This window comes from Streptococcus mitis (assembly GCF_946190115.1).
Classification (GTDB): Bacteria; Bacillota; Bacilli; order Lactobacillales; family Streptococcaceae; genus Streptococcus; species Streptococcus mitis_CO.
Window position 1 is genome coordinate 35,245 of record NZ_CAMHZG010000006.1, and the last position, 14,222, is coordinate 49,466.

Here is a 14,222-nt window from a genome sequence, read left to right on the forward strand (position 1 = left end):
CTTATTTTAGCAATTCTGAAACTGGTTCAAAAACAATTTTTTCAATGTCAGAAAGGTAAATTGCCAATTGTTGTTGCTTGGTAAAGAATTCTGATAAGAGGCTATTCCCCTGAATCTGCTTGCCAAAGCCTTCCATTTTAGCTTGGAAGGAAGCATCTGGCATTTGCCCTGTCTGTGCTAGTTTTTGAATTTCCTCTTGAAAGGCAACATATTCTGTAAAGATTTTGCTTGCCTCAGCATCTGCTGCAATCGCATCTTTAGCTGCTTTAACGGCCTTGTATTCTGGCAGTTCGCGTAGACCGCGACTGAGTTCGTTTGCACTATCGTAAATATTTGACATGATTTTCTCCTTATTTGATAACGACTGTATAGTCTGTATTTTCTGTTATTAGATGCTCGGCTCTTTCCAAGTCTTGAGCGTTTTTAAATGAAATTTGTAGGATCCCGTGAATATCTTCACGGTTTTCCTCATTGATGTGAATATTAACCAAGGAAGTTCCACGTAGCAATTCCAAAATCCTCAAGATGACATCTTCTTCATCGGGAACATCGACATAGAGGTCGTAAGAACTGTCCACTCCACCACGCTTATGGATTTCCATGGCCTGACGCTGCTCACGCGCTTGATTGAAAAAATTCCAGATCTGCTCTTCATCTCCCTTGCTGATGGCCTGACCAATCGCTTCCAAACGTTCCTTAAAATCCTCAATTCGATCCAGAATAGTTTCACGATTGGACAAGAGAATGGAAGTCCACATACCTGGCTCGCTTTCTGCAATTCGGGTCATATCTCGAAAACCACCGGCCGCAAAGCGTCTTGCCATCTCATGCTCTTGAGCATAGACCGCGGTCTGCTCCATGAGACTAGAAGCCAGAATATGAGGAAAATGGCTAATCTGAGAAGTCACTTGATCATGCTCCTTGGCATCAATCTCGATAAAACGGGCATGAAGACCTGAAAGCAAGCTCTTCATTTCCTCAAGTGTGTCAGGACTTGTCAGGCTCGAAGGCGTGAAGATATAATAAGCATTTTCAAAAAGATTGACATCCGCAGAAGCAGCTCCTGTCTTGTGACTACCAGCCATGGGATGGGCCCCGACAAAGCGAACAGATTTGCCAGCCAAATACTGCTCCGCTGCATCCACAATGGCTGACTTGGTCGAACCAGCATCTGAGATAATCACGCCTTCTTTCAAGTCCAACTTGGCCAATTCCTTAATGAAAGCAATGGTTTGTTTGATTGGCAAGCTGAGAATGATGATATCTGCCAAAGGAGCAAAACTAGCAAAATCATCTGTTGCACGGTCAATCATGCCTTCTTTCAAGGCGATATCTCTCGAAGCTTGACTGCGATTATAACCTAAAATTTCATAATCTGGATGATCGCGTTTGATACCTAGGGCCATAGAGGCACCAATCAATCCAAGGCCCGCGATATAGATTGTTTTTGCCATAGGAACTCCTTAATAGTTCTTTGTATAGTCTCGGTGTTGAGCTACCGCTTCTTTTAATTCCTCTAGATTGTCTGATGAGAATTTTTCGAGGATTTCTTGTGCCAGAACCGTTGCCACAACGGCTTCCATGACCACCCCTGCAGCTGGAAGGGCGGTCGGATCACTTCTTTCAACAGTTGCCTTGTAAGGTTCGTGGGTTTCGATATCCACACTCATGAGTGGTTTGTAGAGAGTAGGAATGGGCTTCATAACTCCACGAACAACAATGGGTTGCCCATTGGTCATACCACCTTCAAAGCCACCCAGATTGTTGGTACGGCGAGTATAGCCATCTTCTTTAGACCAGAGAATTTCATCCATAACTTGGCTGCCTTTACGATAACCAGCTTCAAAGCCAAGACCAAATTCTACCCCTTTAAAGGCATTGATAGAGACAACAGCTTGGGCAAGTCTGGCATCTAATTTTCTGTCCCATTGGACATAGGAACCAAGACCAACTGGAACACCTCCAACGACTGTCTCCACAACTCCACCGATGGTATCACCGTCACGCTTTATTTGGTCAATATAATCCTTGATTTCCTGTTCCCGTTCTTGGTTGACAATAGAAACTTCAGACTGGGCAGCTCTTTCCTTAATCTCAGCAACTGTGAGATTCTCAGGAACATCGATTTCCTTGCCACCAAAGACTACGACATGGTTGGCAATTTCCATATCCAGCTCAGCCAAGAGGCGTTTGGCTACTGCCCCAACTGCTACCCGCATGGTGGTTTCACGAGCTGATGAGCGCTCCAAGGAATTACGCAAATCATCAAAACGGTACTTGATGCCCCCAACCAAATCGGCATGTCCTGGGCGAGGATGGGTGATTTTTCGTTTGCTTTTAAGGCGGTCTTCAATGTCCTCCGCAGACATGATATCCAGCCATTTCTGATGGTCCTTATTGACGACATCCATGGTAATGGGAGCCCCAGTAGTCTTCCCATGGCGAACACCCGAAGTAAAGACAACCTGGTCACTCTCAATCTTCATACGGCCACCGCGGCCGTATCCACCCTGACGACGTTTCAAATCCTCATTGATGTCCTCAGCTGTCAAAGGAAGTCCAGCTGGAATTCCTTCAATGATAGCCGTCAGACGGGGACCGTGTGATTCTCCTGCAGTTAAATATCTCATACACTCTCCTTATTTTACCAAGTAGTCTTTCATCTCTTCCAGAGAAACTGGGTGAATGGTCGCTGAGCCAAGCTCTGGAACCAAGACCAATTTCAAGGTATTGCCACGCGCTTTCTTGTCATGTGTCAAAGCCTGATAAAGCTTGTCAACATCCCAGTTTTCATAGTCAACAGGCAAGCCAAATTTCTGACACATATCTGTAATGGACTGAGTTATGCCAGCTGGCATGAGTCCCTTTTCCTCAGCAACCTTGGAAATCTGCACCATGCCCATGGCCACAGCCTCTCCATGCATGACCTTGCCATAACCGGCAGTCGCTTCGATGGCATGGCCGATAGTGTGGCCAAAATTGAGGTAAAGACGAATACCATTATCCAACTCATCTTCAACCACCATCTTGCGCTTGACCTGACAAGAATGTTCAATCAAGGTCTCTGCATATTCCAGAATGCTCTCAACAGAACCATCCAGCTCCGTCAAGAGAGCCCAAAGTTCTGGATCCTCAATCAAGCCATACTTGATAACTTCACCCATTCCTTCAATCAACTCTCTTTTTCCGAGGGTTTCAAGAACAAGTGGGTCAATCAGAACCCCATCTGGTTGGGCAAAGGTACCCACCATATTCTTAGCAAATGGAGTATTGACGCCCGTCTTTCCACCGATTGAAGAATCCACCTGGGCAGTCAAACTAGTCGGAATCTGAACAAAGTGAATGCCCCGCATATAGGTAGAGGCTACAAAACCAGCCAAGTCCCCAACGACACCACCACCGAGAGCCACGATTCCATCGCTACGAGTCAAACCCTGCTTGACTAAAAATTCATAGACTTTCTGAACAGTGGTTAAATTCTTTCTTTCTTCGCCTTCTAAAAAGTCAAATACAGCTACCTGAAAACCAGCATCTTCTAGGCTGAGTTTGACCTTCTCTGCATAAAGAGAAGCTACATGGTTGTCTGTTACGATGACCACTTTTTGTGGTTGCCAGAGTTCTCGCAACCATTGACCAGCCTGAGCCAGACAACCTTTTTCAATCTGAATATCATAAGGATGATGAGGAATATCGATTCTGATTTTCATAGGAGAATCTCCTTTTCTTTATTGGTATTTTTCTGTTAAAGACTGCCAAATCTCTTCTGTCGGCATTTCCTTGCCTGTCCACAGTTGAAAAGCTTCTGCAGCTTGATAGAGCAACATTCCCAGACCATTGACTGCTGGATTGCCCTGACGTCTAGCCCATTTCAAAAATGGCGTTTCAAAGGGTTGGTAAATGATATCTGCTACTAAAAGAGTTTCTGATAGGACAATGTTTTCAGGAACTGGAGATGATTGACCATCCATCCCTACACTTGTCGCATTGACCAGTAAATCCGACTCGGCAATCCTTTCTTGCAGTTCAGAAACATCTTCTAAAGCATACAAGTCCACTTTAAAGCCTGTCTGCTCCTGTAATTTGTCTAGGTAAGGTCTTGTTTTTTCAATAGAGACTGAACGAACAAAGACTGAAATCTGACTGACGCCGTCCAAAATAGCTTGTGCCAAAATGGACTTGGCCGCACCACCTGCACCCAGCAGGGTCATCTTCTTACCTGTAATTGTAAAAGAAGGCAAGCTCTTAAAAAATCCCTTGCCATCTGTATTATATCCAATTAAATTGCCATTCTCATTGACAACCGTATTGACCGCACCAATCAAGCGCGCTTCGTCACTCAGCTCATCCAAATATGGAATCACTTGCTCCTTATAGGGCATGGACAGGTTGACGCCAAACATCTGGTAGCGACGAATATTAGCCACTGTTTCTGCCAAGTCACCCACTTCAATCTCCCAAGCCACGTAAGCACCATTGGTAGCTGTCGCCTCAAAGGCACTATTGTGGATGAAGGGAGAGATAGAATGCTTAATAGGATTGGCAACAACTGCTGCTAAACGTGTATAGCCATCAAGCTTCATCCAAAATCTCCCTGATTTTTTTCATGTTAGCTAGGGAAATCTGACCAGGAGCACTAGCCTCATCTAGACTAGCAAAGGACCAGCTAGAACCAGTCACATCCGCAGTGATACGAGAAACCTTGCCCACCTTGCCCATAGAAATGGTCACATATTCCTGTTCAGGATTGAGTGTTTTAAAGCCTCGTGTATAGTTCATCAAGTCTAAGACATCTTGCTCCGTGTGGGCCATCACCGCAACCTTGACAAGTTTTGGATTTAGGCTCGTCAACTCTGATAAAATTTCCATCATATTTTCAGGTGTTTCTTGGAAATTGTGGTAACTCAAAATGAGATTTGGGAAGTCCAGCATTTCCTCAAAAACATCCTTGTAGCTGTAGTACTCAAAATCAATATAGTCTGGTTGATAGAGTTGCGCCACTTCCTTGATTAGATGGATATATTCTTCTGGAGAAAGGTCGATTTCTCCCCCTTCAGAGCGAGTTCGCAATGTGAAAACCAACTCACGGCCTGCGAATTTTTCAAAAATAGCTGGAGCCACCTGCAAAATTGCTTCCTTAGGCAGATAGTCGGCACGCCATTCAATGATGTCGGCATCCAGATACCTCGTGGCATCCAGAGCCTGGGCCTCCTCTAAACTTCTTGGCATTACTGAAACGATTAATTTCATTTACTAACCTTCATACTAATCACCTTGAGGTAATTACTACTTTCATCTTTTTTATTATAGGCGAAATCTGCTGGAAGACCGTATTTGTTTAAAATCTGGTAACTTCTTCCTGCAAAGCCTTTATCAATTTGTTCTGTAAATTTCTGGCGGGATACATTGGCAGCATTGGTACTGGCAATGATAATCCCTCCCGGATTTAAAATCTCCAGACTCTGGGAAATCAACTTGTGATAATCCTTGGCCACAGAGAAGGTCTGTTTTTTGTTCCGAGCAAAGCTAGGCGGATCTAGGACAATCACATCGTAAGTCAAGCCTTTTCGCTTAGCATACTTGAAATACTCAAAGACATCCATGACTATAAAACGATGGTCGTCGGTGCTGATTCCATTTGCCTGAAAATGCGCTTGAGACAATTCTCGTGAACGCTTGGCTAGGTCAACAGAAATTGTCTGACTTGTTCCTCCCATGGCCGCAGCTACTGAAAAGGCTGCTGTATAAGAAAACATGTTGAGCAAGGATTTACCCATAGCCAACCCATCAACTAGACTACCACGAATCTCATGCTGGTCTAGGAAAATCCCTGTCATCAAGCCATCATTCATAAAGACTTGATACAGGACACCATTTTCCAAAACAGTGAAAAATTTAGGTGCTTTTTGACCATAAACATGGGCTGATTCATAGTCCAAACCCTTAAAGCGTATCTTCTCATAGGCCCCTAAGACCTCAGGAAAAACCTGTCTAAAGGCTTCTGAGATGGTCTGACGAATCTGATAAACATAAGAGTTATACCAAGAAAAGACAGCATAGTCGCCATAAAGGTCCACTGTCAGACCGCCAAAGCCATCTCCCTCTTGGTTAAAGAGACGAAAGGCAGTTGTCAATTCGTCTTGATAGTAGGCACTTCTCTTTTCTTTAGCTTGTCTAAACAGCGTTTCAAAGAAAGCTTGATTGAAGGCCACCTTGTCCTTACTAACAAACCAGCCCAAGCCCTTGTTTTGCTGCGAAAGGTAGGCAGTTCCAAGAAAGGTTCCTTCCTGACTCTGCACTTCTACTTCCTGATCCTTAAGATTGACATTCTCAAGATCACTGGCTTCTAGTAAAACTAGCCCCTTAGCGAGCTTCTTTTCAACCCTTTTGCTGACTCTTATTCTATTCATAACTACCATTATATCAAACTTTTAGACAATTCTCAAAAAAGAAACTACCCTTGCTTTTTTACTCTTCTTTTAAAAAATGGTATACTAATACTAATAAAAAATTAGGAAGTAAATGTGTGAAAAGCAATTTTAACAAAATCCAAAAAGCCATGGGTACCAGACTGGGTTTTGTCCTAACCCTTTTAATCCTATATTGGCTCAAAACCTTATTAGCCTATGCCGTTGACTTTAATTTAGATATTCAAGTGGGCAAGTTGCAGGGAAATTACCTTGCCTTTATCGCCTTTTTCAATCCCCTTCCTTTGGGGCTCCTCCTGCTAGCTTCAGCCCTCTATGCTCGCTCAACCAAGATCTTTTATGGTCTGAGTATAGCTATTTACAGCCTTTTGTTTATTTGGCTTTATTCCAATGTCTTTTACTATCGAGAATTTAGCGACTTTATCACGGCTAATACCATGAAGGTGGTTAGCAAGGTATCTGTCGGTACTGCGGAACTAGAGTTACTGCGTCCTTGGGATTTCATCTATTTTATGGATTTCCCACTGCTGGCTTTCCTTTTCTTTAAAAAATTCATCCAGCTGGATAGGAGGCCCTTCAAATTCCGCTCAAGTGTTGCTATCACTGCACTCTCAGCCCTGCTCTTTTCTGCTAATCTTTTCTTGGCTGAAATTGAGCGTCCCGATCTCCTGTCACGAGGATTTTCGAATTATTATGTTGTTCGTGCCCTCAGTTTGCCAGCTTTTCTAGGTTATAGTGTCAACCAATCCTATAGCGCTAATAAAGAACGGGCTAAGGCCTCTGAGACCGACCTTCAACCTATTACAGATTATATTCAAGAGCATTCGGCTAAGCCTAATCCAGACTATTTTGGCTTAGCTAAAGGGAAAAATGTGATTTATCTCCACTTGGAGAGTTTCCAGCAGTTCCTGCTTGACTATAAACTCAACCTAGATGGAACTGAGCATGAAGTCACTCCCTTCCTCAATTCCCTCTACCATTCGCAATCAACCCTAGCCTTTTCGAATATCTTTAACCAAGTCAAGGCTGGTAAGACCTCAGATGCGGAAACCATGCTGGAGACTGGTTTGTTTGGACTTGACCAAGGTTCTTTCATGGTCAATTACGGTGGTACCAATACCCAGCAGTCTGCTCCTTTTATCCTATCAAAAAACGGCTATCAATCGAGTGCCGTCTTTCACGGCAATATCGGGACCTTCTGGAACCGAAATACGACCTACAAACAATGGGGCTACCAATACTTCTTTGATGCTTCCTACTTCACCAAGCAAGACAGTAGCAATTCTTTCCAATATGGTTTGAATGATAAAATCATGATGAAAGATTCTATCCAATATCTGGAGCATTTGCAGCAGCCTTTTTATGCCAAGTATATCACGGTATCCAATCACTATCCTTATGCTAGCAATCTGACGGGCGATGAGCTTGGTTTCCCCTTGGCCAAGACCAAAGATGAAACTATCAATGGCTACTTCCAAACAGCCAACTATCTGGACAGTGCCATCAAGGCCTTCTTTGACTATCTCAAAGAAAGTGGCCTCTATGAGAAATCCATCATCGTCATTTATGGAGACCATTATGGCATTTCCAACTCCCGTAATCCTGACCTGGCACCCTTAATTGGCAAGACTTCTGAGAACTGGTCTAATTACGATAATGCTATGTTGCAACGAGTGCCTTTTATGGTGGTCATGCCTGGTTATGAAAAGGGACAAATCATCAATACCTACGGCGGGCAAATCGATATCTTACCGACTCTCGAACACCTCCTTGGTATTGAGTCCAATTCCTTCCTTCAAGTTGGACAAGACCTCCTATCACCAGACCACCAAGAAATCGTTGCCTTTCGAACTGCAAATTCCTTCGTCACGCCCAAATATACCAGCTACGACGGACGAACCTACTATACTGAAAGCGGTCTCGAAATCAGTACTCTTGATGAACAAGCTCAGACTGAACTGGAAAATGTTCGTCAGGTAGCTAGCCAACAGCTGAAAATTAGCGATCAGATTCAAACTGGTGATTTGATACGTTTCTACCAAAAAGATCATCTTGGAACAGTTGATACAGAAAGCATTTCTTACCTCAATTCTTTACCAATTATGCAAAAGATTGAGCAAGAAAAAGGAAGTCAATCAACAAGTCTCTTTAGCCAACGACAAGGTAAGACCAGTACTGACCTCTTCAAGGCACCAAGTTACCAAGAACTCCATCCAGAGTCGGCAGAAACCGAATCAAAATCACAATAAAAAATGCTCTTCCAAGAACGGAGGAGCATTTCTTTTTATCAAAGAAAATCAAATAGCAAACTAAGAAACTAGCCTCAGTTTAACTGTGAAATTGTAGGTAGAGAGGTGTATCAGCAATATGTAGCTATCAAGTTTAGTGACGAAGATAGACGAGGAGACAAATCAGCTTCAGCAGGTATCTGGAAAATTTGATTTTATAGAGAAGCCTTTTGTTACAAATTCAATATACTATCAATAAATAATATTATAGAAGCAACAATTATTGTAATTTCACCTATTTGCATAATCCTATTACGAACTCTAAATATATGTTCTATCAAAAATACTTGGATCACACACATTATAGGAATTAACGTTTTTGAAATTGAAAAATATCCCAATAAATAAACTATAAACAACAATAATAATAGAACTATATTATATTTCTTATTCAAAACATTTCTCCCTATATTTTTGATTACCAATCTTAATCATTTACAACTACATTATAACAAACTAGGAAAGCCTTGTTAACAAATATTGCCATTTTTTAAATTTTTTTGTGATTCGAATGTGATAAGCTACTTCGATATTGATTATAGATGATTTTTCGTTTATACTTAGAGGTGAACACAATGTGATAGAAAAGTGCCACTTTGTGTGCGATAAACTATGAGCCTTTTGTGCCATATTTTTCTCCTTTCGCTTTACAATTGGCTTGAACACCTTTATTGTATCGCGTTTGGAGTTTTTTGGTATAACCTTCGACACACGAGGCTGGGCAAAAAGTCTTTAAAATCAGAAAAACGCATAATATCAGATGTGCTAAAATCTTGATATTATGCGTTTTATTGTGGAAAGATTTTTTTCGTTTTTTACTAAAATTGAGTTTTTACCAGTCTATTTTAAAATGTTTGGCGTTTTGCTTTACGCTCTGCACGACCGCGAGCTCGATTTTCGGCACGCTTGGTTTTGCGGCGTTTTTCATCAACCGCCCATTGAATTTTCTTCTTATAACCTGGTTTGACTTTTTTCTTTTTCTTTTTAACCAAACCAATCATTTCGATATCAAGTTTATCTTGTTTTTTCTCACGGTTGGCACGACGGTCACGGTCATAAGTATCTTGAAATTCCCCGTCTTTGACCATCTTAGGAGTAAACTTGATTCCCAATTTCTCCAACTCACGGATATCCGAGTCATCACTTGGCTGATAAAGAGTAATAGCTGTACCTGGTAGGCCATTACGCCCAGTTCGACCAACACGGTGCACAAAGAAGGATAAATCTTGCGGAATGGCATCATTGATGACATGACTAACACCTTCAATGTCAATTCCACGCGCTGCCAAATCTGTTGCGACAATATACTCAAAATCCAGATTTTTCACCTGATTCATGATTCGCTTACGTTCACGTGGGGCAATATCCCCATGAATCTTCGCTACCTTCAAGCCTTGAGCAGTCAGATATGAATGCAATTCATCAGCACGCGTTTTAGTGTTGACAAAAATCATTGCCAAATAAGGCTGCATCAACTGAGTCAACTGATAAATTTGAGCATTCTTGTCACGTCCCTTAGTAGAAATCAACCAATTATCAATGGTATCAGAAATTACCGTTTTGGTCTTGATTTTCTCCATGACAGGATTTGACAAGTATTTTTTCAAGAATGGTTGCAACTTTTGTGGAATAGTCGCTGAGAAGACCATGAATTGCAGGTCTTTTGGAAGGCTGCCAGCAATCTTATCAACAGTTTCCAAGAATCCCATATCCAAGGTCATGTCTGCCTCATCGACCACAAAGGTCTTGGCCTTGTGAATAGCTAGGTCACCAGATTTAACTAAGTCGAAGATACGGCCTGGTGTTCCAATAACAATATGAGGCTGATTGCTTGCCAATTTTTCAATCTGGCGAGCCTTATCCGTACCACCCACATAATTAACTACACGAACTTCCACTTCTGAGTGGGCAGCAATCTGACGGGCCGCTTGGTAAATTTGAGTAGCCAACTCACGACTCGGTGCAGTAATGACTGCTTGAACACTATCGCTAGCTTCATCTAATTGCTGGAAAATCGGCAACAAGAAAGTATGAGTCTTACCCGAACCTGTTTTTGATTCTCCTACTAGGTCACGACCTGCCAAAACAATGGGAATTAATTTATCTTGCACCTCTGTTGGAGTTGTAAATTTCAACTCCTCCAAGGCTTCTCTAATATAGTTTTTAAATTGAAATTTCGTAAATGACATAATATCCTCGATTCTATCTATCTTACCAATTATACCATATTTTATTTCATTTCAGTAGTCTCACTTATTTATACTCAATGAAAATCAAAGAGCAAACTAGGAAGCTAACCGCAGGTTGTACTTGAGTACGGCAAGGTGAAGCTGACGTGGTTTGAATTTGATTTTCGAAGAGTATTAGGCTATTTCCTGTAGCTTTTCTAGTCAGAAAAAGGCTAGAATTTTATAATTCCAACCTCTTTTCAGTCATTATTTCCAGTTTAAAGTAGCATTCAAGCCATAGTGATCACTAACTTGTGGACTCTTGTTACCATCAAATACGACATGTAATTTTTCCACCGCTAACTCCTTGGTAGTAAAAACATAGTCGATTCGAAGGGGTTCAGTGTTCCCCTTCCATCCATCAATTTCTGGTGGAACAGTATAGCTACCACTTTTATCTTGAGCAACTTCAAATGCGTCTTGTAAGCCTAATGGACTAGCTAAAATAGCTTGGTAACCTTCCTGACCTGCTGGATTGTTGAAATCTCCAGCCAGCAAAAGTGGCTTGTTCAATTCTTTCAAGACAGCCTCAAATCGCGCCCATTCTTCTTGGAAACCTTTATCCCACCAAGAAAGGTGGACACTGGCAACTGCAAGGTCCTTGCCATCAACTACAGTTTCAGCCAGGGCGACACGGCGAGTATGATAGTCTGTTGGATCATCCACATCTGAAACCAAAATTTCTCTTGCTTCAATAGGTGTTTTAGACAAGATAGCCACACCTTCATGGTAGCGGTCATAACCAATATGGTTATAGGCCCAAGTCCAGTAGTAATCTTTCCCTTGCTCTGACAACTTTTCAACCAAAAGTCTAACATAATGGTCTTGGTGAATAGGCTCAGCTGCTGGCAAAGCTTGATAAAGGTCATTAACCTCCACCACTGGCGAAGTGATCTCCTGATTGATTTCTTGGAAACAAATCAAATCATAGTCTTTTTCAAGAATATCCTCAAGCAAAATCTGGAATTTTTCCTCTGCTTCTTTCTCCATCCAACTGTGAGTATTGAGTGTTAAAAATTTCATTCTTTTCTCCCAAAATAAGAGGTTGGAATACAGCTTCCAACCTCAAGTATATTACAATTCTACTTTAGCAACTGCTGTTTTAGCTGCAAGAGAACCTGTTTTTTCTAATTTAACTGATTTAATTGCATCACCATTTGTGAAGACAACTACTGTTGAAGTTTCACGTCCTGCTGCACGGATAGCATCCAAGTCAGCTGTGACAAGAAGATCTCCTGCTGCAACTTTTTGTCCTTCAGCAACATGAACTGTAAATGGTTTACCTTCAAGACTTACTGTGTCCAAACCAATGTGAACCAATACTTCAAGACCTGGTTCAGTCACAATACCAAGAGCATGTTTTGTTGGGAAGATGCTTGATACAGTACCTGAAACTGGAGATACAATGTTTCCATTTGCAGGTTCTACTGCAAATCCATCACCCATCATTTTTTGAGCAAATACTGGATCTTTTACTTGTTCCAAAGCAACAACTTGACCGTCTGCTACTGAGTAAACTTCCTCAGTAAGACCTTTGAAGTGAACAGTGTTTTGTTGTGCTTCAGTCATTTGGCTTGGAAGAGTTTCAGGAATGATTTCACCTGAATCAAGGATATCTTGGATATCAGATTTCAATACGTCTGCTTTTGGACCGTAGATAGCTTGAACTCCTTGTCCTTTCATGACAAGACCCATAGCTCCTTCTGCTTTCCATTGTTCTGCATCACCGACTTTGTCAGCATCTTTTACAGTTACACGAAGACGAGTCATACATGCATCAACATCAACGATGTTTGCACGTCCACCAAGAAGGTTAATAATGTTTACAGCTTGAGAGCCTGCTGCAACTTTCACTTCGCTACTAGCTTCTTCTGAACCTTCAGCAGTTTCGTAATTTCCGTTACGTCCTGGAGTTGCGTAGTTGAATTTTTGAATCATGAAGTTTGCGATAAAGTACATGATTACGGCAAAGAGAACAGTTACCCAGATAAAGTTAACGATATCCATACCAATACCAGCATTAATTGCTAGTGGTGTACGAGTCAAGAATTCAATTGAACCGAATGAGTGGACACGTAGGTTTACTACGTCAGCCATAGCGAAGGCAGCACCTTGAACAAGTGAGTAAACAAGATACATAGGTGTTGCTACAAACATGAACATGTATTCGATTGGTTCAGTAACCCCTGTCAAGAATGTTGCAAGAGCTGTCGCAATCATCATACCTTTATATTGATGTTTCTTATCAGCATCGACATTACGGTAGATAGCAACGATCATACCCATCAAGATACCGAATGAACCGATCATTTGTCCAACTTTGAAACGAGCTGGGTGAACAGTATCTAACAATTGTTGGTAGTGACTTGCATCTGTACCTTTAAGGTTAACAAGGTCTGTTACCCATGCAAGCCATAGTGGGTCTTGACCAAATACTTGAGTACCTTTAGCTGCACCAGTTAAAATGTCATAAGTACCACCAAGAGCTGTGTAGTTCATTGGGATAGTCAACATATGGTGAAGACCAAATGGCAAGAGCAAACGTTCCAAAGTACCATACAAGAATGGTGCAAGGATTGGAGCAGTTTCTTGTGAGTTGGCAATCCAGATACCAAAGCTATTGATACCTGTTTGAACTACTGGCCAGAAAGCAGCAAGTACAATTGCAGCAATTACTGAACGAAGAATAACTACAAACGGTACAAAACGTTTTCCGTTAAAGAATGAAAGTGCATCAGGAAGCTTGCGGAAGTTGTAGTATTTGTTGTAAGCAGTTGCCCCAATAAAACCAGAAATAATCCCTACGAAGACACCCATGTTCAAGGCTGGAGCTTCAAGAACACTGATAAAGTAATCAGCAACTTTGATTGATCCACCGAAGAGAGTAGTTACCATAGCATCTGGATTTTTCAACATATCGCCTGATACACCAAAGATTGTACCAGTGATACGGTTAATCAAGATGAAGGCAAGACCCGCCGCAAACGCACCACCAGCGCGTTCCTTAGCCCAGCTTCCTCCAATAGCGAGGGCGAACAAGATATGAAGGTTAACGATAACTCCCCAACCGATTTGCTCTAGTACACCACCAGTAATAACGAGTGGTGCAAAGGTTGGGTTAATCATCACGATAGACTTACCGATTGAAATCATCAAACCAGCAGCCGGCATAACCGCGATAACCACCATCAAAGCCTTACCGAATTTTTGCCAAAATTCGAAAGACAAGACATTTTTGAATGTATCTTTCATCATTCAAATCTCCTTTATTTTTATTTAGG

The 14,222-nt window shown here is 41.8% G+C and carries 11 protein-coding genes and 1 pseudogene; 1 reads left to right on the top strand and 11 read right to left on the bottom strand.

The features are described 5' to 3' along the window. Window position 1: 1 nt before the first annotated feature. From N8L90_RS04545 to N8L90_RS04575, 7 genes are read right to left on the bottom strand one after another with little or no spacing between them, the layout of a single operon-like run. Entirely contained in the window at window positions 2-340 is a 339-nt protein-coding gene (locus N8L90_RS04545; protein ID WP_070478366.1) for a YlbF/YmcA family competence regulator, read from the bottom strand. Between the two features lie 10 nt (window positions 341-350). Continuing rightward, window positions 351-1,454 carry a prephenate dehydrogenase gene (locus tag N8L90_RS04550; RefSeq protein ID WP_261024354.1) on the bottom strand — a complete coding sequence of 368 codons (1,104 nt, stop codon included), beginning with the start codon at window positions 1,452-1,454 and terminating at the stop codon, window positions 351-353. Window positions 1,455-1,463: 9 nt separating this feature from the next. Then, window positions 1,464-2,630 carry a chorismate synthase gene (gene aroC, locus N8L90_RS04555; RefSeq protein WP_261024355.1) on the bottom strand — a complete coding sequence of 389 codons (1,167 nt, stop codon included), beginning with the start codon at window positions 2,628-2,630 and terminating at the stop codon, window positions 1,464-1,466. A 9-nt stretch (window positions 2,631-2,639) separates the two neighbouring features. After that, window positions 2,640-3,707, bottom strand: a complete 1,068-nt coding sequence (aroB, locus tag N8L90_RS04560; protein WP_261024356.1) for a 3-dehydroquinate synthase — start codon at window positions 3,705-3,707, stop codon at window positions 2,640-2,642. An 18-nt stretch (window positions 3,708-3,725) separates the two neighbouring features. Then, complete coding sequence (locus tag N8L90_RS04565; RefSeq protein ID WP_261024357.1) at window positions 3,726-4,580, bottom strand: shikimate dehydrogenase; 855 nt, start codon at window positions 4,578-4,580, stop codon at window positions 3,726-3,728. Next, the gene (aroD, locus tag N8L90_RS04570) at window positions 4,570-5,247 is read right to left on the bottom strand and encodes a type I 3-dehydroquinate dehydratase (RefSeq protein ID WP_000767758.1); all 678 of its coding nucleotides are present in this window, start codon (window positions 5,245-5,247) and stop codon (window positions 4,570-4,572) included. The genes N8L90_RS04565 and aroD overlap by 11 nt, the downstream gene beginning before the upstream one ends. Continuing rightward, on the bottom strand, window positions 5,244-6,407 hold the full coding sequence (locus N8L90_RS04575; RefSeq protein WP_261024360.1) for a class I SAM-dependent rRNA methyltransferase: 1,164 nt from the start codon (window positions 6,405-6,407) through the stop codon (window positions 5,244-5,246). The genes aroD and N8L90_RS04575 overlap by 4 nt, the downstream gene beginning before the upstream one ends. Before the next feature lie 116 nt (window positions 6,408-6,523). Between N8L90_RS04575 and N8L90_RS04580 the strand changes: the two genes are divergently transcribed. Beyond that, window positions 6,524-8,674: an LTA synthase family protein gene (locus N8L90_RS04580; RefSeq protein ID WP_398576985.1), complete on the top strand. Its 2,151-nt coding sequence runs from the start codon at window positions 6,524-6,526 to the stop codon at window positions 8,672-8,674. Window positions 8,675-9,230: 556 nt separating this feature from the next. Here the strand turns inward: N8L90_RS04580 and N8L90_RS04585 are convergent. The 4 genes and pseudogenes from N8L90_RS04585 to N8L90_RS04600 form a co-directional block, all read right to left on the bottom strand. Then, a pseudogene (locus tag N8L90_RS04585) lies at window positions 9,231-9,343 on the bottom strand (IS200/IS605 family transposase); the annotation flags it as partial. A gap of 215 nt (window positions 9,344-9,558) precedes the next feature. Next, window positions 9,559-10,902, bottom strand: coding sequence for a DEAD/DEAH box helicase (locus N8L90_RS04590; RefSeq protein WP_261024362.1), 1,344 nt, complete (start codon window positions 10,900-10,902; stop codon window positions 9,559-9,561). 246 nt (window positions 10,903-11,148) lie between these two features. Then, the gene (locus tag N8L90_RS04595) at window positions 11,149-11,964 is read right to left on the bottom strand and encodes an endonuclease/exonuclease/phosphatase family protein (RefSeq protein WP_261024364.1); all 816 of its coding nucleotides are present in this window, start codon (window positions 11,962-11,964) and stop codon (window positions 11,149-11,151) included. A gap of 51 nt (window positions 11,965-12,015) precedes the next feature. Continuing rightward, window positions 12,016-14,196, bottom strand: coding sequence for a PTS transporter subunit IIBC (locus N8L90_RS04600; RefSeq protein ID WP_261024366.1), 2,181 nt, complete (start codon window positions 14,194-14,196; stop codon window positions 12,016-12,018). Window positions 14,197-14,222 lie beyond the last annotated feature (26 nt).

Coding starts and splice junctions, on each gene's coding strand:
- N8L90_RS04545 (WP_070478366.1), bottom strand. CDS start 340: ATGTCAAATATTTACGATAGTGCAAACGAACTCAGTCGCGGTCTACGC.
- N8L90_RS04565 (WP_261024357.1), bottom strand. CDS start 4,580: ATGAAGCTTGATGGCTATACACGTTTAGCAGCAGTTGTTGCCAATCCT.
- N8L90_RS04550 (WP_261024354.1), bottom strand. CDS start 1,454: ATGGCAAAAACAATCTATATCGCGGGCCTTGGATTGATTGGTGCCTCT.
- N8L90_RS04600 (WP_261024366.1), bottom strand. CDS start 14,196: ATGATGAAAGATACATTCAAAAATGTCTTGTCTTTCGAATTTTGGCAA.
- aroC (WP_261024355.1), bottom strand. CDS start 2,630: ATGAGATATTTAACTGCAGGAGAATCACACGGTCCCCGTCTGACGGCT.
- N8L90_RS04590 (WP_261024362.1), bottom strand. CDS start 10,902: ATGTCATTTACGAAATTTCAATTTAAAAACTATATTAGAGAAGCCTTG.
- aroB (WP_261024356.1), bottom strand. CDS start 3,707: ATGAAAATCAGAATCGATATTCCTCATCATCCTTATGATATTCAGATT.
- N8L90_RS04595 (WP_261024364.1), bottom strand. CDS start 11,964: ATGAAATTTTTAACACTCAATACTCACAGTTGGATGGAGAAAGAAGCA.
- aroD (WP_000767758.1), bottom strand. CDS start 5,247: ATGAAATTAATCGTTTCAGTAATGCCAAGAAGTTTAGAGGAGGCCCAG.
- N8L90_RS04575 (WP_261024360.1), bottom strand. CDS start 6,407: ATGAATAGAATAAGAGTCAGCAAAAGGGTTGAAAAGAAGCTCGCTAAG.